General features: G+C 71.8%; 17 protein-coding genes. 8 read left to right on the top strand and 9 right to left on the bottom strand.

From position 1 onward, the window contains the following. Positions 1 to 57 precede the first annotated feature (57 nt). Both glp and galU read right to left on the bottom strand, forming a co-directional pair. Complete coding sequence (glp, locus tag OG867_RS18890) at positions 58 to 1,368, bottom strand: gephyrin-like molybdotransferase Glp (RefSeq protein ID WP_328900659.1); 1,311 nt, start codon at positions 1,366 to 1,368, stop codon at positions 58 to 60. Positions 1,369 to 1,372: 4 nt separating this feature from the next. Continuing rightward, entirely contained in the window at positions 1,373 to 2,275 is a 903-nt protein-coding gene (gene galU / locus OG867_RS18885) for a UTP--glucose-1-phosphate uridylyltransferase GalU (RefSeq protein ID WP_406286817.1), read from the bottom strand. Positions 2,276 to 2,381: 106 nt separating this feature from the next. Between galU and OG867_RS18880 the strand changes: the two genes are divergently transcribed. Next, complete coding sequence (locus OG867_RS18880; protein WP_328904363.1) at positions 2,382 to 2,966, top strand: 5-formyltetrahydrofolate cyclo-ligase; 585 nt, start codon at positions 2,382 to 2,384, stop codon at positions 2,964 to 2,966. Positions 2,967 to 2,990: 24 nt separating this feature from the next. Here the strand turns inward: OG867_RS18880 and OG867_RS18875 are convergent, their stop codons facing one another. Further along, positions 2,991 to 5,744: a penicillin acylase family protein gene (locus OG867_RS18875; protein ID WP_406286815.1), complete on the bottom strand. Its 2,754-nt coding sequence runs from the start codon at positions 5,742 to 5,744 to the stop codon at positions 2,991 to 2,993. A 278-nt stretch (positions 5,745 to 6,022) separates the two neighbouring features. Here OG867_RS18875 and OG867_RS18870 point away from each other — a divergent pair, with 278 nt between their 5' ends. From OG867_RS18870 to OG867_RS18850, 5 genes are all read left to right on the top strand, one after another. Beyond that, on the top strand, positions 6,023 to 7,570 hold the full coding sequence (locus OG867_RS18870; protein WP_406286813.1) for a potassium/proton antiporter: 1,548 nt from the start codon (positions 6,023 to 6,025) through the stop codon (positions 7,568 to 7,570). Positions 7,571 to 7,884: 314 nt separating this feature from the next. Then, entirely contained in the window at positions 7,885 to 9,168 is a 1,284-nt protein-coding gene (locus tag OG867_RS18865) for an MFS transporter (protein WP_328900662.1), read from the top strand. 67 nt (positions 9,169 to 9,235) lie between these two features. Beyond that, entirely contained in the window at positions 9,236 to 9,586 is a 351-nt protein-coding gene (locus OG867_RS18860) for an FmdB family zinc ribbon protein (RefSeq protein WP_328900663.1), read from the top strand. A 109-nt stretch (positions 9,587 to 9,695) separates the two neighbouring features. Then, complete coding sequence (locus OG867_RS18855; RefSeq protein WP_328900664.1) at positions 9,696 to 10,529, top strand: S-methyl-5'-thioadenosine phosphorylase; 834 nt, start codon at positions 9,696 to 9,698, stop codon at positions 10,527 to 10,529. 350 nt (positions 10,530 to 10,879) lie between these two features. Continuing rightward, positions 10,880 to 11,335, top strand: coding sequence for a hypothetical protein (locus OG867_RS18850; protein ID WP_406291045.1), 456 nt, complete (start codon positions 10,880 to 10,882; stop codon positions 11,333 to 11,335). Positions 11,336 to 11,390: 55 nt separating this feature from the next. Here OG867_RS18850 and OG867_RS18845 read toward each other — a convergent pair whose 3' ends face one another. The 6 genes from OG867_RS18845 to OG867_RS18820 are packed head-to-tail and all read right to left on the bottom strand — an operon-like array spanning position 11,391 to position 16,975. Next, a complete protein-coding gene (locus tag OG867_RS18845) occupies positions 11,391 to 11,594 on the bottom strand; it encodes a hypothetical protein (RefSeq protein ID WP_406286810.1) in 204 nt (67 codons plus the stop codon). 37 nt (positions 11,595 to 11,631) lie between these two features. Then, entirely contained in the window at positions 11,632 to 12,090 is a 459-nt protein-coding gene (locus OG867_RS18840; protein WP_328900665.1) for a hypothetical protein, read from the bottom strand. Further along, positions 12,087 to 12,896: a ubiquinol-cytochrome c reductase iron-sulfur subunit gene (locus OG867_RS18835; RefSeq protein ID WP_406286808.1), complete on the bottom strand. Its 810-nt coding sequence runs from the start codon at positions 12,894 to 12,896 to the stop codon at positions 12,087 to 12,089. Before OG867_RS18835 ends, OG867_RS18840 begins: the two co-directional genes overlap by 4 nt. Next, positions 12,893 to 13,495 carry a 4Fe-4S dicluster domain-containing protein gene (locus OG867_RS18830; protein WP_018104243.1) on the bottom strand — a complete coding sequence of 201 codons (603 nt, stop codon included), beginning with the start codon at positions 13,493 to 13,495 and terminating at the stop codon, positions 12,893 to 12,895. The genes OG867_RS18835 and OG867_RS18830 overlap by 4 nt, the downstream gene beginning before the upstream one ends. A 7-nt stretch (positions 13,496 to 13,502) precedes the next feature. Continuing rightward, positions 13,503 to 15,827 (bottom strand): molybdopterin oxidoreductase family protein, encoded by a 2,325-nt coding sequence (locus OG867_RS18825; RefSeq protein ID WP_406286806.1) that lies wholly within the window; start codon positions 15,825 to 15,827, stop codon positions 13,503 to 13,505. Further along, on the bottom strand, positions 15,824 to 16,975 hold the full coding sequence (locus tag OG867_RS18820; RefSeq protein ID WP_406286804.1) for an MFS transporter: 1,152 nt from the start codon (positions 16,973 to 16,975) through the stop codon (positions 15,824 to 15,826). Before OG867_RS18820 ends, OG867_RS18825 begins: the two co-directional genes overlap by 4 nt. A gap of 118 nt (positions 16,976 to 17,093) precedes the next feature. Here OG867_RS18820 and OG867_RS18815 point away from each other — a divergent pair, with 118 nt between their 5' ends. Next, a complete protein-coding gene (locus tag OG867_RS18815; protein ID WP_406286802.1) occupies positions 17,094 to 18,158 on the top strand; it encodes a P1 family peptidase in 1,065 nt (354 codons plus the stop codon). A 188-nt stretch (positions 18,159 to 18,346) separates the two neighbouring features. Further along, positions 18,347 to 19,102, top strand: coding sequence for a DUF6227 family protein (locus tag OG867_RS18810; protein ID WP_328900670.1), 756 nt, complete (start codon positions 18,347 to 18,349; stop codon positions 19,100 to 19,102). Positions 19,103 to 19,127: the final 25 nt, after the last annotated feature.

The following is a 19,127-nucleotide window of genomic DNA, read 5'->3' as shown; positions in this document are numbered from 1 at the left end:
CGGGGGGTGTCCCCCGGACGGCACGGCGCCAGATACCGTACCGCCACCGGGGCGCGGTCAGCGGAGCAGGACCACCTCGGTGTCGGAGCCGGGTTCGGCGGAGGTGACGTCCTCGCGGAGCACGATCAGGGCGTCCGCCTGGGCGAGCGCGGCGATCAGATGCGAGCCGGAGCCGCCGACGGGCGTGACGGTGCCGGCCTCGGCGTCGTACGTACCGCGCAGGAACTGGCGCTTCCCGGCGGGTGAGGACAGGGCCTTGTCCGCGACGAGCACGGCCCTCGCCGTCGGGCGGTCGACCGCGGGCAGGCCCATCAGGGTGCGGATCGCGGGGCGGACGAACAGCTCGAAGGAGACGTAGCTGGAGACCGGGTTCCCGGGGAGGGCGAGCAGCGGGGTGTGGTCGGGGCCGATGGAGCCGAAGCCCTGCGGTTTGCCCGGCTGCATGGCGAGCTTCCGGAAGTCCACGCCGCCGCCCGGCTCGTCCTCGTCACCGACGAAGGACAGGGCCTCCTTCACCACGTCGTACGCGCCGACGCTGACGCCGCCCGTGGTGACGACGAGGTCGGCGCGGATGAGCTGGTCCTCGATGGTGGCGCGCAGGGTCTCGGCGTCGTCGGCGACGGCACCGACGCGGTAGGCGATGGCCCCGGCGTCCCGGGCGGCGGCGGTGAGGGCGAAGCTGTTGGAGTCGTAGATCCGGCCGCCGGTCAGCTCGCCGCCGGGCTGCACGAGTTCGCTGCCGGTGGACAGGACGACGACGCGGGGGCGCGGCCGCACCTTGACGGTGGCGCGGCCGATCGCGGCGAGCAGGCCGATCTGGGGCGGCCCGATCACCGTGCCCGCCTTGAGCGCGAGGTCTCCGGGGCGCACGTCGCTGCCCCGCGCCCGGACGTGGGCGCGGGCCTCGGCGGGGCGGTGGACGCGGACCTCTCCGCCGGCGCCCTCCGGGGCGTCGCTGTGGGCGCGCATCGTGGTGGCGGGGCCCTCGCCCGTACCGCCGTCGGTCCACTCGACGGGGACGACGGCCTCGGCGCCCTCCGGGAGCGGGGCGCCGGTCATGATGCGGGCGGCCTCACCCGCGCCGACGCGCCGGCCGGGGCCGAGGCCGTCGTCGCCGGCCGCGACGTCACCGATGACGGTGAGGACGGCGGGGAACTCCTCGGTGGCGCCCTCGACATCGGCGACGCGGACCGCGTAACCGTCCATCGAGCTGTTGTCGAAGGGCGGCAGGGCGACCTCCACCACGACGTCCTCGACCAGGACGCAGCCCTGGGCCTCGGGCAGTTGCAGCTCGATGGGTTCGAGCGGCTTCACCGCGGCGAGGATGTCTTCCAGGTGCTCGTCCACCGACCAGATCGTGCTGCTCAACGTGCTACATCTCCTCGGTGACGTACCGGCGGAGCCAACTGCGGAACTCCGGCCCCAGATCATCACGTTCGCACGCGAGTCTGACAATGGCACGCAGATAGTCGCTGCGGTCGCCGGTGTCGTAGCGGCGGCCCTTGAAGACGACGCCGTGCACGGGGCCGCCGGCCTTCTCGTCCTCGGCGAGCAGTTGCAGGGCGTCGGTCAGCTGGATCTCGTTGCCCCGGCCCGGCTCGGTCCGGCGCAGTATCCCGAACACCGCGGGGTCCAGGACGTAGCGGCCGATGATCGCGAGGTTGCTGGGCGCGTCGACGGGTTCCGGCTTCTCGACCAGACCGGTGACGCGTACGACGTCCGCCTCGGCGGTGGCCTCCACGGCCGCGCAGCCGTACTGGTGGATCATCGCGGGCGGGACCTCCATGAGCGCGACGACGCTGCCGCCCTCGCGCTCCTGGATCTCGGTCATCCGGGTCAGCAGCGGGTCACGGGGGTCGATGAGGTCGTCGCCCAGGAGCACCGCGAACGGCTCGTCGCCGACGTGCGGGGCGGCGCACAGGACGGCGTGGCCCAGGCCCTTGGGGTCGCCCTGGCGGACGTAGTGCATGGTGGCGAGGTCGGTGGACTCGCGGACCTTGCGCAGCCGCTCGGCGTCGCCCTTGCGGGTCAGGGCGCCCTCCAGCTCGTAGTTACGGTCGAAGTGGTCCTCCAGGGGACGCTTGTTGCGGCCGGTGACCATCAGTACGTCGTGCAGTCCGGCGGCCACCGCTTCCTCGACGACGTACTGGATGGCAGGCTTGTCGACAACAGGCAGCATCTCCTTGGGAGTGGCCTTGGTGGCCGGAAGGAAGCGGGTCCCGAGGCCCGCCGCCGGGATGACGGCCTTGCTGATCCTGGGGTTCGACTGGGTCATGCGCTGAACCCTAACGGGGCCACATGGGCGGAAGATGAGGCTCCGGTTAACTTTGTCCTCATATAGACCTGTCCGAGAGGCCGGTGGACGTCCCTTGAGCACCGATATGTCCGCAAAGGCCGTACTGCGGCGTGAACTGCTGGCCGCACGCCGCCTCCTGACGGATCAGGACGCGGAACGGGCCGCCTCGGTTCTCGCCCGCCACGCGCTCGGACTGCCGGAGCTGGCCGGGGCCCGTACCGTCGCCGCGTACGTCTCGGTGGGGCGCGAACCGGGCACCCGCGCACTGCTGGACGCGCTGCGCGCGCGGGGCGTACGCGTGCTGCTGCCGGTCCTCCTCGCCGACAACGACCTGGACTGGGCAGCGTACGAGGGCGCGGAAGGGCTCGCGAAGGCGGGGCGCGGGCTGCTGGAGCCCACCGGCGAGCGGCTGGGCCCCGACGCCGTGCTGGAGGCGGACGCGGTGCTGCTGCCGGGTCTCGCGGTGGACGCGCGCGGCATGCGCCTGGGGCGCGGCGGCGGCAGCTACGACCGGGTGCTGGCGCGCCTGACGGCCGCCGGTGCCAGGCCCGCTCTCATCGTCCTGCTGTACGCGAACGAGGTGACCGCGCGGGTCCCGGCGGAGCCGCACGACTTCCCCGTGAACGCGGTGGTCACACCAGAAGGCCCCCGGCGCTTCAGCGTGAGCTGAGGCACCGGGGGCCCTGAGGGACACTTACGGTTTCAGGGTCAGCGTGTCCGTCGTCGTCCCGGCCACGGCGTTCGTGCCGTAGGCCCAGGGCAGCAGTTCACCGTTGACCCACTTGTCGGTCTGGTCGGTGTAGTGCGCGCTGAACGCGTGCCCGGAGGCGCCGGTGAGGTTGATCCAGCGGGACTTGTCCCAGTCGGCCACGTTGACGACCATCCGCATCGACGGCACCCAGACCACCTCGTAGCCGCCGGCCGCGTTCCAGCCGGTGGCGTCCACCGCGGCCTCGCCGCCGCCGAGGTTCCAGGGGCCCCGGTTCAGGACCCGCTGGAGGAGTCCGGGGCCCTCGGTACCCAGGGTCTGGTTCTTCAGGGTCAGCTGGTGGAGCCGGCCCCAGTTCCAGGTGGTGATGTCCTTGCCCAGCTTGGCCGTCAGCTCCCAGCGCGCGTCCTCCATGGCGCGGGCGAACAACTGGTCGCGGGTCTCGGTCGCGTCGTCCTTGCGGCTCCTGGGCGACTTCCACCACGTGCTGTCCGGCTTGTCCATGAGGTTGGCGACGACCTGGTACCAGCGGTCACCGCCGTCCGGCTGCGCGGAGTCCGGGGAGCGCTGACCGCACTCGCGTACCAGCCGGTCCTGCTCGTCGGCCGGGCCCGAGTTCTTCGCCGGCGGCACGTTCAGGCACTCGCCCTCGACGCGCATCTCCTTGGGCAGCTTGTCGCCGAAGGCGAGCTTGAGGATGTTGCGCCAGACGCCGTTGAAGTACGCGGCGGCGGCCGAGTCGGCCTCCTGGGTGTAGTCCCAGCCCTCCAGCAGCTTCTGCGCCTGGCGGACGTCCTTGTCGGCGATGTTGATCTTCAGCAGCTCGGGCACCAGCAGCGCGGCGATCTCGCTGGTGTTGTCCATCTGCATCTTCTGCATGTCTTCGGTCGAGATCTTGCCGCCGCCCTTGATCTTCGACTGGATGAGGTCGTTGATCCGCTGGCTGCGGCTGCCGTAGCCCCAGTCCTTGGTGAGCAGGTACGGGTACGTGTCCTCGTCGATCACGGCCTGGTTGGCGGTGACGATGTAGCCGCGCTTCGGGTTGTACTCGTACGGCAGTTCGGCGAACGGGATCGGGTCCTTCTTCCAGCCGTACGCCGAGGACCAGCCGGGGCTGGGCGTCGTGCCGTCGCCCTTCTTGCGCTGGGGGATCCTGCCGGGGGCCTGGTAGCCGATGTTGCCCTTGGTGTCGGCGTAGATGAGGTTCTGCGAGGGAACCTCGAAGTGCTCGGACGCCTTGCGGAAGCTGCTGAAGTCCTTGGCGCGGTTCAGTTCGAACACGGCGTCCATGGAGTGGCCGGGCTCCAGCGCGGTCCACTTCAGGGCGACGGCGTAGCCGTCGGCGCGGTCCGGTGCCGAGTTGGTGACGGGGGCCTTCTGGCCGACCTTCTCCAGCTCGCTGCTGCGGTCGGAGACCAGTGGGCCGTTGTTGGTCTCGCGGACCGTGATGTGCCGGTCCTTGCCGCCCGCGACCTTGATGGTCTCCTCGCGGGTGGTGAAGGGCTTGGTCCTGCCGTCGTACAGGTAGCCGTCGTCGCTGACCTTCTCCAGGAAGAGGTCGGTGACGTCGGCGCCGAGGTTGGTGAAGCCCCAGGCGACGTCCTGGTTGTGGCCGATGATCACACCGGGCATACCGGAGAAGGTGTAGCCGGCGGTGTCGTACTTGCAGGTTTCGGAGACCTGCCGGCAGTGAAGGCCCATCTGGTACCAGAGGGACGGCAGCATCGGCGCAAGGTGCGGGTCGTTGGCGAGCAGCGGCTTGTTGGTCGTCGTGTACTGCCCGGAGACCACCCAGGAGTTCGAGCCGATGCCGGTGCCGTTCGGGCCGAGCAGCGCGGGGATCTCGTCCAGGGTGTCGGAGAGCGCGCCGAGCTGCGTGTTCAGGCCCTGGGTCGCGTCCGCCACGGTGTTCGCGCCGCCGGCGCCGGTGTCGGTCGCCCTCGGATCGAACGTGCCGGTGGCCGAGGAGATGGCGCCCTCGGTGACGATCGGCTCGTGCTTGTCGTACGGGTAGTCGGGGTAGAGCTGCTTGATCTCGCCGGAGTCGAGCCGGCTCGTCATCAGCGAGCGGTCGATCTCGTCCTGCATGTTGCCGCGCAGGTCCCAGGCCATGGCCTTCAGCCAGGCGACCGAGTCGACCGGGGTCCACTCCGACGGCTTGTAGTCGTTGGTGAGACCGAGGGCGGCGTACTCGACGGAGATGTCCTTGCCGTCGCGCCCCTTGAGGTAGGCGTTCACGCCGTCCGCGTACGCCTGGAGGTTCTTCTTGGTCTCGTCGGACAGGACGGTGTCGTACTCCTCCTGCGCGACCTTGCGCCAGCCCAGCGTCCGCAGGAAGGAGTCCGTCTCGACCTGTCCGGAGCCGAACATCTCGGAGAGCCGGCCGGCCGTCAGGTGGCGGCGTACGTCCATCTCCCAGAAGCGGTCCTGCGCCTGTACGAAGCCCTGGGCGCGGAACAGATCGGCGTCCGAGTCCGCGTAGATCTGCGGGATGCCGTAGCCGTCGCGCTTGACGTCCACGTTGCCGGAGAGGCCGTCCATGTGGATGGTCCCGTTGGTCTGCGGGTAGGAGGCGCGCACGGTGGACACGGACCAGTACGTTCCGTAACCGATGCCCGCGACGAGCGCCAGCACCAGGACGATCAAGAGCAGTCGGGCGCGGCGCCCCTTCTTCTTCTTGCGCGGCCCGCCACCGGCGGTACCGGTGGATCCGGAAGAGGCGGTTGTTGTGGCGGGCATCGCTGTCCTTCGAGGGCAGGGCGGTCCTGGGAGTGCAGGAGCAACCATAGGCGCAGCGCGTCACCCACTCGGACGCGGTATCAGGATGGCTCGAATTGCGTAGCGATCGTACGAATGCTCGAACGCATCAAGAAAGCGTTAAAGATTAGGTAAGGTAACGAAGTACCGGCCGCCGGAAGACGATCCGGCAGGCGTACGCGGGGAAGGACCGGCCACTGACTGTCCACACGCTCAACGAACTCCTGCTCGTCTGCTCGCTCGTCCTGCTCGTCGCCGTCGTGGCGGTCCGCATCTCGTCCCGCAGCGGGCTCCCCAGCCTGCTCCTGTACCTCGGCATCGGTATCGCCCTGGGCCAGGACGGCTTCTTCGACGTCAAGTTCGACAACGCGGAACTGACGCAGGTCATCGGCTACGCGGCGCTCGTCGTGATCCTCGCCGAGGGCGGACTCGGCACGAAGTGGAAAGAGATCAGACCGGCGCTTCCGGCAGCCGTGATGCTGTCGCTCGTCGGCGTCGGCATCAGCGTGGGCGTGACCGCGGCCGGGGCCCACTACCTGGTGGGCCTGGAGTGGCGGCAGGCGCTCATCATCGGCGCGGTCGTCTCCTCGACGGACGCCGCCGCGGTCTTCTCCGTACTGCGCAAGGTCCCGCTGCCCGCCCGCGTCACCGGTGTCCTGGAGGCCGAATCCGGCTTCAACGACGCCCCCGTGGTGATCCTGGTGGTCGCCTTCTCGACCATCGGCGAGGTCGAGAGCTGGTACGTGCTGATCGGTGAGATAGCCCTGGAGCTGGCCATCGGCGCCGCCGTCGGCATCGCCGTGGGCTGGCTCGGCTCGTACGGGCTGCGCCATGTGGCCCTCCCCGCCTCCGGCCTCTACCCGATCGCCGTCATGGCCATCGCGGTCTCCGCGTACGCGGCCGGCGCCATGCTCCACGGCAGCGGCTTCCTGGCCGTCTACCTGGCCTCGATGATCCTCGGCAACGCCAAACTGCCGCACTGGCCGGCGACCCGGGGCTTCGCGGACGGGCTCGGCTGGCTCGCCCAGATCGGCATGTTCGTCCTGCTCGGCCTGCTGGTCACCCCGCACGACCTGCTGGACGACTTCTGGCCCGCCGTCGTCGTGGGTCTGGTACTGACCGTGGTGGCCCGGCCGCTGGAAGTCTTCATCTCGCTGCTGCCGTTCCGATTGCCCTGGCAGGAGAAGGCCCTCATGTCGTGGGCCGGGCTGCGCGGCGCCGTACCCATCATTCTGGCGACCATTCCCATGGTGTCCGGGATCGACGGCTCCACCCGGGTCTTCAACATCGTCTTCGTCCTGGTGATCGTCTACACCCTCATCCAGGGCCCGACCCTCCCCTGGCTCGCCAAGGCCCTCAACATCAAGGACGACCCGTCCGACGCGTCCGACCTGGGCATCGAATCGGCGCCCCTGGAACGGCTGCGCGGGCACCTGCTGTCGGTGGCCATCCCCTCGGAGTCCAAGATGCACGGCGTCGAGGTCGGGGAGCTCCGCATGCCCGCGGGCGCCGCGGTCACCCTCGTCGTGCGCGACGACAAGAGCTTCGTACCCGCCCCGTCGACGGTGCTCAGGCGCGGCGACGAACTGCTCGTCGTGGCCACCGACCCGGTGCGCGACGCGGCCGAGGCACGGCTGCGCGCGGTCGCCGAGGGCGGCAAGCTGGCCGGCTGGCTCGGGACACCCGGCGGACAGCCGGCCGGAATGGAGTCCCCGGTGCCGCAGGTGGCGGGGGCGCTCAAAGCGGTGAAGAAGCTCGGCGGCAGAACCGACGAGGGCAAGAAGCGCAACGCGAAGACACATCACTGAGTACACGCCGCGTTCGCAGGTGGAAAGGGGCGGGGCGCACACAATCACAGGGCCCCCGCCCTCCCTGCCTGTAGCATGAAGGAAACCCAGAACCACCGATTGATCGACCAACTCTGCCTGACGCAGAGCTGGCGCGACCGTATGGCGGTCGTGGCGTCCTCCGTACCGGCTGTGCCCCGCACACCGCCGCGAGCGCCCGGCATCTACCGCAGTTCCGCGCGAAGAGGACAGCTCTCGGCAGCCCCGCCCGGGCCCGCACTCCTGTGCCGGCCGTCCCAGGGGCCCGGCCACCAGGCGGCAGAAAGGCAAGGACCGTGGCGTCCACGGTCTCCGAACGCCCCGGATACGGGCAGCTGCTGCGCACCCCCGGGGCGTGGACCTTCGTCCTTCCCGGCTTCGCCGCACGGCAACCCTTCGCGATGCTGACCATCGGCATCGTGCTGCTGGTCCAGCACACCACCGGCTCGTACGGGAGTGCCGGCGCCGTCGCGGCCTTCACCGGGGTCTCCATGGCCCTGTTCGCGCCGCAGACCGGCAAGCTCGCCGACCGGCTCGGCCAGCGGGCCGTGCTGCTGCCCGGCGTCCTGGTCCACGCCGCCTCCGTCTCGCTCCTGGTGACGCTCGCCCTGGCGGACGCGCCCCTGTGGGCCCTGTTCGCCGCGGCCGTACCGACCGGCGCGTCCGTCCCGCAGATCGGCCCCATGGTGCGGGCCCGCTGGGCGGCGATGCTCGGCGCGGCACCGGGCCGCGAGGCGTCCCCGCTGCTGGCGACGGCCGCCGCGTTCGAGTCGGTGACGGACGAGTTCACGTTCGTCATCGGCCCGGTCATCGCCACCGCGCTCTGCACGGGCGTGCACCCGGCGGCCGGCCTGATCGCGGAGGCCGTGCTCACCCTGACCGGCGGCCTGCTCTTCGCCGCCCGGCACTCCACGCAGCCGCCGGTCCGCGACCGCGCCCTGCCCGGCGCCGAGCGGCACGCCTCCGCCCTGTCCATCCCGGGCGTGCGCGTGCTGGCGGTCGCCTTCCTGGGCATCGGCTCGGTCTTCGGCGGCATGCAGGTCTCGCTGACCGCGTTCGCCGAGGAGATCGGCAACCCGGGCGCCAACGGTGTGCTGTACGGGATCTTCGCCGCCGGCAACATGCTGGCCGGGATCGCCTGCGGAGCCATCGCCTGGAAGTCCGGCCCCCGCCGCCGCCTGCTCGTCGGCTACACGGCGCTGGCGCTGACCGCGTCGGGCCTGTGGGCCGTGCACTCCGCGCCGCTGCTCGCCGGGCTCGGCCTGCTGGTCGGGCTCTGCATCGCGCCGGCCCTGATCAGCGGCTACACGCTGGTCGAGGCGCTGGTGCCGGGCTCCGCGCGGACCGAGGCGTTCACCTGGCTGACGGGCGCGGTGGCGCTGGGCCAGGCGGCCGCGGTGACGGTGACCGGCCGGCTCGCGGACGGTCACGGCGCGAGCGCCGGTTTCCTGGTCCCGCTGGTGGGTACGGTGCTGGCCCTGGCGACCCTGCTGACGCTGCGTTCGAGGCTCCTGCCGGCCGGTGTGGGGCGGACCGTGGCGCGTGGTATCGGTCACCGCGGGCCGGTCACGGTGGACTGATCCAGCGGAATACGTCAGTATGGAGCGTCGTTAGCACTCATCGAGTCAGAGTGCCAGGAGGAACAAAGTGCCGACCTACCAGTACCAGTGCACCGAGTGTGGCGAGGGCCTCGAAGCGGTGCAGAAGTTCACCGATGACGCCCTCACGGTGTGCCCGAACTGCGACGGACGCCTGAAGAAGGTGTTCTCGGCGGTCGGCATCGTCTTCAAGGGTTCCGGCTTCTACCGGAACGACAGCCGCGGCTCCTCTTCGAGCAGCGCACCGGCTTCCTCCGCCGCGAAGACCTCCGGTTCCGGGTCGTCCTCGACCAGCTCCTCGACGTCGTCGGAGACGAAGTCGTCGGCCGCCCCCGCGTCCGCGTCGTCCGGCTCCTCGTCGTCTTCCTCTTCCTCGACGAGCGGTTCGTCGGCCGCCTGAGCGACCGGCTCCACAGCTTTCGCGAAGACCCCGCCGAGCTGCTCGGCGGGGTCTTCGCGCGTCCGCGCCCGGCGGACGGGGCTGTGCGGCCACGGCCTAGGGTGACCGCATGGCGAACGCAGAGATCGGCGTGATCGGCGGCTCGGGGCTGTACTCCTTCCTGGAGGACGTCACCGAGGTCCGCGTGGAAACCCCTTACGGAGACCCCAGCGACTCCGTCTTCATCGGCGAGACCGGCGGCCGCAAGGTCGCCTTCCTCCCCCGGCACGGCCGGGGCCACCACGTGCCCCCGCACCGCATCAACTACCGCGCCAACCTGTGGGCGCTGCGCTCGGTCGGCGTGCGCCAGGTGCTGGGCCCGTGCGCGGTGGGCGGCCTGCGCCCGGAGTACGGGCCGGGCACCCTGATCGTGCCGGACCAGCTGGTGGACCGGACGAAGACCCGTGTGCAGACCTATTACGACGGTGAGACCCGGGCCGACGGGGTCCTGCCGAACGTGGTGCACCTGGGCTTCGCCGACCCGTACTGCCCCGAGGGCCGCAAGGTGGCGCTGGCCGCCGCGCGGGGCCGGGACTGGGAGGCGGTGGACGGCGGCACGCTGGTGGTGGTCGAGGGCCCGCGCTTCTCGACCCGCGCCGAATCGCGCTGGCACGCGGCGATGGGCTGGTCCGTCGTCGGCATGACCGGGCACCCGGAGGCCGTGCTCGCCCGCGAACTGGGCCTCTGCTACACCACGATGACCCTGGTCACGGACCTGGACGCGGGCGCGGAGGCCGGCGAGGGCGTCTCCCACGAGGAGGTGCTGAAGGTCTTCGCCGCCAATGTGGACCGACTGCGCTCGGTCCTCTTCGACGCGGTGGCGGCCCTGCCGACGACGGAGGGCCGGGGCTGCCCGTGCGGGCACGCGCTGGACGGGATCGAGACGGGGATCGTGCTGCCGTAGGAGGGCTTTTGGCTGCGGCGGGGCCGGCGCCCGCGGGCGTTCTCCTGTTCCCAGCTGCCGGTCTTCCCTCCTGCGGGTGACGGGGTTTTCCACATGGGGTGGGCGGTCCACAGGCTCCGGCGGAAATCCGGGAGCGGGTGGATCGTGGGGGTTGTCCGGCTACCGGGACCTCGGGGTTCCGGTAGCCGGGCCTGCCCCATCGGCCCCCGACGCAGGCGGTGTTCGCGATGCGCTCATCCGGTTCCCCCACCTTCCCCCAGCCCCCTTCCCCCGCTGCCTACGCGGTCGGGCCACCGGGACCGTTGCCCGCTCCCCCGCCGTCCGGGGTGCCCGCGTTCCCACCGCTGCGGGTGCGGGTGAGTACCGGTCAGCGGCTGCGCCGTGCGATGTGGCGGCAGCGCCGGTCGATGGCGGCGGGCCTGGCACTGACGGCGGCCGCGCTGGCCGTCTCCGGGCTGGCCGGGGGAGGTGCGGGCGGGACGGCCGGTGATACGGCGCGGGCGGTGTCCCGGGAGCGGGCTTCGCCTCCGGTACGCCTGGTGTCGGCGCCGGTACGGATCGCGGACGCGGAGACCGTACGGCTGCTGCGCCCGGGCGACCGGGTGGACGTGGTCGCGTCAGGGGGTCCCGGGGCGGCGGAGGCCCGGGTGGTGGCGCGGGGCGCGCGCGTGGAGCGGGTGCCGTCGGCGGACGGCGGGGGCCCGTCGGGCGAGGGGGCGCTGATCGTGCTGGCGGTGCCCAGGGCGACGGCGGCCGACCTGGCGGGGACGGGGATCTCCGGCGGTTTCGCGGTGGTCCTGTGCTGAGGCGTGCGGCCCGGGCCGTACGGAGGTGGGTCACCGCCCCGGACGGGGCCCGGCGTCAGATGTGGTGCGGGGGCTTCTCGTCGAGGAAGCGTGCCAGGTCCGCGGCGCTGCCGCCGGACGGGGCCCGCTCGCCCCACCCCTGGTCCGTATCGTCCGCGGACCGCTGGTCCAGCGGATCGTCGAAGATCAGCGCGGGCCTGGGCCGGTCCGGCGTGGTGGGCTCCGCGTCACGCGGTCCGGGGGCGGGGGCGGTACTCATGCCTCCAGGGTACGGCCGCCCCGCCCCTGCCTGCCGGTCAGCGGTCCTTGGGGTCGAGCAGCCAGAGCCCGAGGACGACGAGGAACGACAGGCAGAGGAAGCCGGCGCCCCACCACGCGGTGCCGGAGTTGCCCTCCATCCACTCGTCCACGATGACCGTCAGACCCCACAGCTGCCCGATGACGACGGACATGGACAGCACCAGGCGGGCGGTGAGCTTGGAGGACCGCTCGGGCTCCTGGTCGGTGCCGGCACCGGGACCGGGCCCGGTGTGGCGGACGCGGGGGTCGCCGTAGCCGCTGGTGGGCCGGATCTGCGGGTAGCGCTCGTGGACGGGCCGGTTGAGCTCGGCCCGTGCGCTGCCGGGGTGGTACTCGGGATAGTGCGGGCCGGGGTGCTGCGGGGGGCCGGGGGTCTGCGGGTCCGGGGCGGGGTGAGGGCCCGGGGCGGGCTGCGGGCCCGGGGCGCCCGGGGGCCGGCGGTCGTCGTCGGTCATGACGGGCTCCCGGGGGCGTCGGACGCGCCGGCTCCGGTACGCGTACGGGACGGGCCGGGGGCGACGGGTCCGGGGGCGACCGTGCGGGCGGTTCCGCCGGGGGCGGCGGGTGCCTCGGCGCCGTCGCGGACACCGGGGCACCCGAGGCGGGAGGCCAGGTCGGGGCGGTCCTCGCCGAACTGGCGGCACAGCCCGTGCTCGATGCTCTCGCCGGAGCGGGTGGTGCCGACGGCCCAGACGCTGCCGTCGGTCTCCTCGGTGAGCACGACCTTGGGGAGCCCCCGGGGCGGCGGTCCGGCGGTGACCTCGCCGCTGCGGGCGTCGAAGACGCCTTCGTGGCAGGGGCAGTACAGCTCGCCCTCGGTGCCCCGGTCCTTGCGCCAGAGCACCCCGCAGGCGAGGTGGGTGCAGATGGCGGAGTAACCGACGAGCGTGCCGTCGTTGAGCCGGACGGCGACCGCGCGGTCCTCCTCGTCGGGGTAGTCGAAGGCGATGGACTCGCCGGGGAGGAGCTCGGCGGCGATCTTCTTCGGGGCGGGGGCCTTGCCGTCGTCGGGGTCGCCGTGGCGGGGCAGGATGCCGCCGGCGACGCCGAGACCGCCGATGGCGAGCCCGCCGGACACGGTGGCGACGATGCGCAGGTAGTCGCGCCGGGTGGTGAGGGCGTCGGCGGCGATCCGGTCGTGCAGGGCCTCGCGCGGGTCGCCGGAGGCCGGCTGTCCGGGGGCGCCGGGCGGCGTGCTGCCGGGGTCACGGGGCGGGGGCTGCCTCGGGTCGCCGGGGGGCGGGTAGTCGGTCTCGGTCACCGTCGGACGTCCTTCCCGTTGATCTCCACGACGGGCAGGCCGCCGGGGACCGGCCACTGGACCCGGTCGGCGGGCACGACCATCGCGACGCCGGTCCGGACCTCGCTCTCGCCGAAGACGAAGGAGTCGGCGACCTGGACACCGGGGCGTTCGGCCTGGAGCTCCTCGGCGGTGCCGTAGAAGAGCGCTCCGGTCGGACAGACGGTGGCGCACATGGGAGCGAGGCCGTAGGCGGTGCGGTCGTAGCAGAGGTTGCACTTCATCTGCAGCTTCGCCTGGAGGTCGATCTTCGGTACGCCGAAGGGGCAGGCGTTGACGCAGTTGGCGCAGCCGATGCAGCGGGTGGTGTCGGCCTGCTGCACGACGCCGTCGGCGGTCACCAGGATCGCGTCGGCGGGGCACACCTCGGCGCACGGGGCGACGGGGTCCTCGCAGTGCATGCAGACGGTGGGGAGGGAGGCGACGGACTGGCCCTCGTCGGTGTAGTCGAGGTGGATCATGGACTTGCCGCGGTGCGAGTCGCATTCGCGACAGGCGGAGACACACGCCTGGCAGCCGATGCAGCGGCCCGGGTCGATGAAGATTGTTCGGCCCATCATGCGGGCATCAGCTCCTCTCCGAGGTGCCGCGGCCCTGCGGGGACGTGGGCGGCAGCGGGTCGGTGCGGGAGACCTGGGCCTCCGGGTAGGCGACGTGGCCGGGGGCGACCGGGGGCGCGGGGACCTCGTCAATCCGCTCGGCGTGCTCGATGCGGCAGGCGCACACCTTGTACTCGGGGATCTTGGAGCGGGGGTCGAGGGCGTCGATGGTGAGCGCGTTGGCGGCCGTGGGGACCGGCCAGTGGTAGGGAATGAAGACGGTGTCGGGGCGGATCGCCTCGGTGACCAGGGCGGGGAAGACCTCGCTGCCGCGCCGGGTGACGACGCGGACCGGCTCACCGTTGCGGAAGCCGTGGGAGGGGTGGACCTCGGCCCAGGGGCGGGGGGTCTGCTCGACCAGGCCGCCGAGCCTGCGGGTCTGGTTGCCGGAGAGGAAGTGGGCGACGGTGCGGCCGGTGGTGAGCGTCATGGGGTGCTCGTCGTCGTACGGGTCCATCGGCGGGTGCCATTCGACCACTTGGAGGTGGATCTTGCCGTCGGGGTGGTAGGTCCTGCCGTCCTCGAAGAGCCGGGGCGTTCCGGGGTGGTCGGTGGACGGGCAGGGCCAGGCGATGCCGCCGGTCTCCTCCAGCCGTTCGTAGGTGATGCCGTAGTAGTCGTTGACGGTGCCGGCGGAGGCGATCCGCAGCTCGTCGAAGACCTGGCGCGAGTTGTCGAAGGCGAACTTGTCGCCGGCGCCGAGTCGGCGGGCGAGTTCACACATGACCCAGGTGTCCGTCCGGACTCCCAGGGGCGGGTCCTGGGCCTTGTTGTGCTTGACCACCCGGGCTTCGGCGTTGGCCATGACGCCGTCGTCCTCGGCCCAGGTGGTGACGGGGAAGACGACGTGCGCGTTGGCGGCGGTCTCGGAAAGGAAGAAGTCGAATTGGGCGTGGAACTCTGTGGCGTCGTACCCCTCCTTGACCACCTTGTAGTTGGGCAGGGAGACGAAGGGGTTGTTGCAGATGCCGATCAGGCCGCGGATCTCGCGGCGTTGCATCTGCCAGACCATTTCCATCATCGAGGTTCCGGCGGGCGGGAGTTCGGACTCCTCGATGCCCCAGACCTCGCAGATCTGCCGGCGGTGCTCCGCGTTGTTGATGGAGCGTCCGCCGGGAAGGAGGTCGGACTTCTGGCCGTGTTCGCGGCCGCCCTGTCCGTTGCCCTGGCCGGTGATGGTGCCGTAGCCGGCGCCGGGCCTGCCGATGTGTCCGGTGGCGGTGCAGAGGTTGATCACGGTGAGGCAGTTCTCGACGCCCTGCGAGTGGTGTTCGATGCCCCGGGCGTGCCAGGCCATGGCCTTGGGGGCGCGGGCGAAGGTGCGGGCGACCTGGACGATCTGTTCGGCGGGGATGCCGCAGATCTCGGCGGCGCGGGACGGCGGGTACTCGGCGACCTTGGCCTTGACCTCCTCCCAGCCGGTGGCGTGGGCGGCAAGGTACGCCTCGTCGGTGAGGCCCTCCTCGATGACGACGTTCAGTACGGAGTTGAAGAACGCCGAGTCGGTGCCGGGCTTGAGGGCGACGTGGATGTCGGCGGTCCGGGCGATGGCCGTCTCGCGGGGGTCGATCACGATGAGGCTGGCGCCGCGGTCCCGGGCTCCCCACACGTACTGGGTCATGACGGGGAAGCACTCGCCGACGTTGGAGCCGGCGATGAGCAGGCAGTCGGTGAGGAGGATGTCGGAGAAGGGGTTGCCGGCCCGGTCGATGTTGAAGGCGAGCTTGTTGGCGCCGGCCGCGCTGACCATGCAGAGCCGGCCGTTGTAGTCGACGTGCCGGGTCTTGAGGGCGACCCGGGCGAACTTGCCGACCAGGTAGGTCTTCTCGGAGAACAGGCTCGCTCCGCCGAGCAGCCCGAAGGCGTCGTGCCCGTACGTCTGCTGGATGCGGCGGATCTCGGCGACGGTGAAGTCGAGCGCCTCGTCCCAGGAGACCTCACGGAAGTCCTCGTCGCGGGAGCGGCGCATCAGGGGGGCGGTGAGCCGGTCCGGGTGGTTGATCTGCTGGTACGCGTTGATGCCCTTGGGGCACAGGCGCATGCGGTTGATGTCGTGGTTGCGGGGTTCGACGCCGAAGACCTTGCCACCGCGGTCGACGCGCAGATACATGCCGCACTGGACGCCGCAGAAGCAGCAGTGGGTGGGGACGAGGGTCTCGCCGTTCTGGTCGGCGTGCCACCGGTCGGCGGGGATGCCGCCCGCGTCGCGGAAGGCGCGGGTGCCCGGCGGCGCGAGGGAGGGATCGATGGGAACGACCGCATGCGGTTCGGGCGTTCGCGAGTCCGCGGTCACTTGAAGCCCTTCTTCACCTGGGAGAGATAGGCGCTGCCTCGCAGCACCCGCTTGCAGCGCGGGCAGTATTCGGCCCACTCGTCAAAACCGAGGCTGAGGTCGCGCATGGTGCCGCGGAGGTTGTCGACGTACGGGGTGGTGTCGATGGGTTCCTCGCAGCGGCGGCAGGCGAAGACCTCTTCGTCCTGCCGGCCGGTGTACTTGAACAGCTGCATGCCGACGGCGGCGGGGCGCTGGACGATGTGGAAGAACTTCCCGAACGGGATGTAGATGAGGGTGAAGACCACCGCGACCATGTGGAGGATCGCCAGGAACTCGTAGCCGCCGCCGTGCAGGAAGATCGAGGAGAAGGTGAGCAGCAGCCCGGTCACCGAGATGACGATCAGCGCGATCAGCGGCACCAGGTCGTAGGCGAATCGCTGGCCGGTGATGGCCGCCCGGTCCTTCATCCGCCGCCACAGGAAGTAGGAGGCGCCGGGGATGACGAGGACGGCGGCGATGTCCAGGCCGTGGAACATCAGCCAGCCGAGGAAGTCCAGGGAGTCGAACCCGAGGATCTTGAAGCCCCAGATACGCATCTCGTAGCCGGGTCCGGAGCTGGTGCCCGAGGTGAAGGTGAACCAGCCCCAGGTCAGCGGGAAGGTGATCAGCGCGGCGAGGATGCAGCCCCAGAAGATCAGCTGGTGGGCGGCCCAGCGGGCGTGCGAGCGGGCGCCGAGGAACTTCTGGAAGCCGAGGTAGGTGGCGATCATCTTCGGCAGCGCGGTGGGCGCGCGGCGGAAGTTGTCGAGGGAGAAGAGGCTCCCCCAGCCCTTTTTGAAGAGCCGCTTGGCGCCGGGGGCGGAGACCCACACGGTGTACCGGTACGCGACGCCGAAGGCAAGGAACACCGTGGCCACGGCGTACGGCAGCAGCGCGGAGTCGAAGTGCTCCAGGAACCGGCTGCCGAGCACGATGGCCACGACGAGCAGAAGGGAGACGATGACACCCGCCGCGGTCGCCCGCGCGGTGACGGACCGGGGAACGAGCCCTCCGGCCCGCCCGGACCCGCCCGGCACCGGCGCACCGCCGACCCCCTCGACGGTTCCGGTACGACCCCCGGGGGCGGGCTGCGCGGCTGCGCCTGCGGCTTCAGGTGGCTCGGTCACGGTGCCACGGTAGGGCGGCATGGGATGATTGGTCCTGTTTTGCGGGGCCAAGGGGTGAGCGAGTCGCGGGGCTTGCGGCGATACGTTGTCCGCCCACCCCCGCCCGAAGGAGCCCGCCATGACCCGTCAGGATGCCCTCACCGACGTACACGGGCTGCGGGTCGGCCATGCGCAGGTCCACGGCGAGGGCGCTCTCACCGGCACCACCGTCGTACTCGCTCCCGAGAGCGGGGTCGTCGCCGCCGTCGATGTGCGAGGCGGCGGGCCGGGGACGCGGGAGACGGACGCGCTGGATCCGCGCAACCTGGTCCAGCGCATCGACGCGGTCGTGCTCACCGGCGGCAGCGCGTACGGGCTCGACGCCGCGTCCGGGGTGATGGCCTGGCTGGAGGAGCGGGGGCGCGGGGTGCGGGTGGGCGCCGATCCGGCCCAGGTGGTCCCCGTGGTCCCGGCGGCCTGCGTGTTCGACCTCGGGCGGGGCGGCGACTGGCGGGCCAGGCCGGACGCGGCGACGGGCCGGGCGGCCGTGGAGGACGCCGCCCGGGCGGCGGAGGGCGCGGCGGTCGCCGAGGGGTGCGTCGGCGCGGGCACGGGGGCGGTGGCCGGGCAGCTCAAGGGCGGGGTGGGGACCGCGAGCGTCCTGCTGCCGTCCGGGCTCACCGTCGGCGCGCTCGTCGTGGTCAACGCCGCGGGCTCGGTGCTCGATCCCCGTACGGGGGTGCTGTTCGGGGAGTACGGCGGTGAGGAGCCGGCCGTCGCCCCGCCGGCCGAGGTCCACGAGGCGGCGCGACGGCGCCTGGCGCAGGCGCGCGGCACGGATGCGCGCCCCCCGCTCAACACCACGCTCGCCGTCGTCGCCACCGACGCCGCCCTGACCCGCGCCCAGGCGCAGAAGCTGGCAGGGACGGCGCACGACGGGCTGGCGCGTGCCATCCGGCCCGTGCACCTGATGACCGACGGGGACACCGTGTTCGCGCTCGCCACCGGCCGGCGGGACCTGGACGCGGCGGACCCGGTCGCGCTCAACCCGCTGCTCGCGGCGGGTGCGGAGGCGGTGGCCCGGGCCATCGTGAAGGCGGTCCGGGCGGCGAAGGGCGTCCCGGGCCGCGACGGCGGGGGCACCTTCCCCTCGTACAGCGACCTCTACGGGCCGGGCACGGAAGCCGGGCCACCGCACGCGTAGGGGAGGGCTCCGCGTAGGGAATACCACCCGCGCGGGAAGAGCCCGCCCGCGCGAGGAAGTCCGGGCCGCGTGCGCGGAACCTTCCGTGCGCCCCGTGCGTTTTTCTGAACCCCGGTCCCGATGTCAGCCCCAGGGGCTACGTTATGCACGCACCAAGTCACACGCGGCGACGGCCTGGAGACAGCACCTTGAGCGATCCGTACGAGACGACCGAGCAGCACCTCGAGCGAATCCTGCGTCGGGCTCTCAATTCGTTCGACCTCCCCGACAGCACGGTGGAGCGGCTGGGTTCCGCGCTGGCCCACAGCAGCTCCCTGCACTCCTCGCATCACAGCGCCACCCTGCACCGCGAGACCTACCGCCATACGTATCTGCTGAGCGACGGCTCCGCGCTGACCCTGTGGGAGCTGGTGCACAGCGGTCCGCGCGGGGACGGCCATCCCGACACCCGGCAGCACGAGCTGTACGACGACGAGGCCGACGCGCACATCGCCGCCGCCCGGCTGACCGGCGGCCTGTGGGACGTCCCCGACTTCTGCGACGACGAGGGGACCCGGGCCGACCTGGAGCTCATGTCGGCGCTGCTGGCCGCGCCCCCGGCCCCGCTCCCCCGGATGTACGCGCCGGACAACTCCGCGGACCACGCCCGTCGCGTGCTGCGCCGCGCGGAGAACGGCGACGTGCCCGGCGAGGAGACCGCCCATCTGCTGCGGGCCGCCTTCGCGCACCACATCACGCAGGTCTTCGGCCGCCAGTGCCGCGTGGAGGGCCGGGACGCCGGCTTCACGCTGTACGAGCACGCGTTCCTGCTCCTCGACGGCAGCGAGACGAGCCTGTGGGAGGTCGAGCACACGGCGACCCCGGACGGCCGCCACATGTGCGAGGTGTACGGCGACGAGGCGACGGCGCGCTGCGCGATGGAAGCCCGTACGCGCATCTGCTGACGGGCCGCCCGCCGCGTGGAAAGCC

Origin of the sequence: Streptomyces sp. NBC_00209 (assembly GCF_045206345.1) — a bacterium.
In the GTDB taxonomy this organism is placed as follows: Bacteria; Actinomycetota; Actinomycetes; order Streptomycetales; family Streptomycetaceae; genus Streptomyces.
This window is presented reverse-complemented; position numbering and strand designations above follow the sequence as displayed.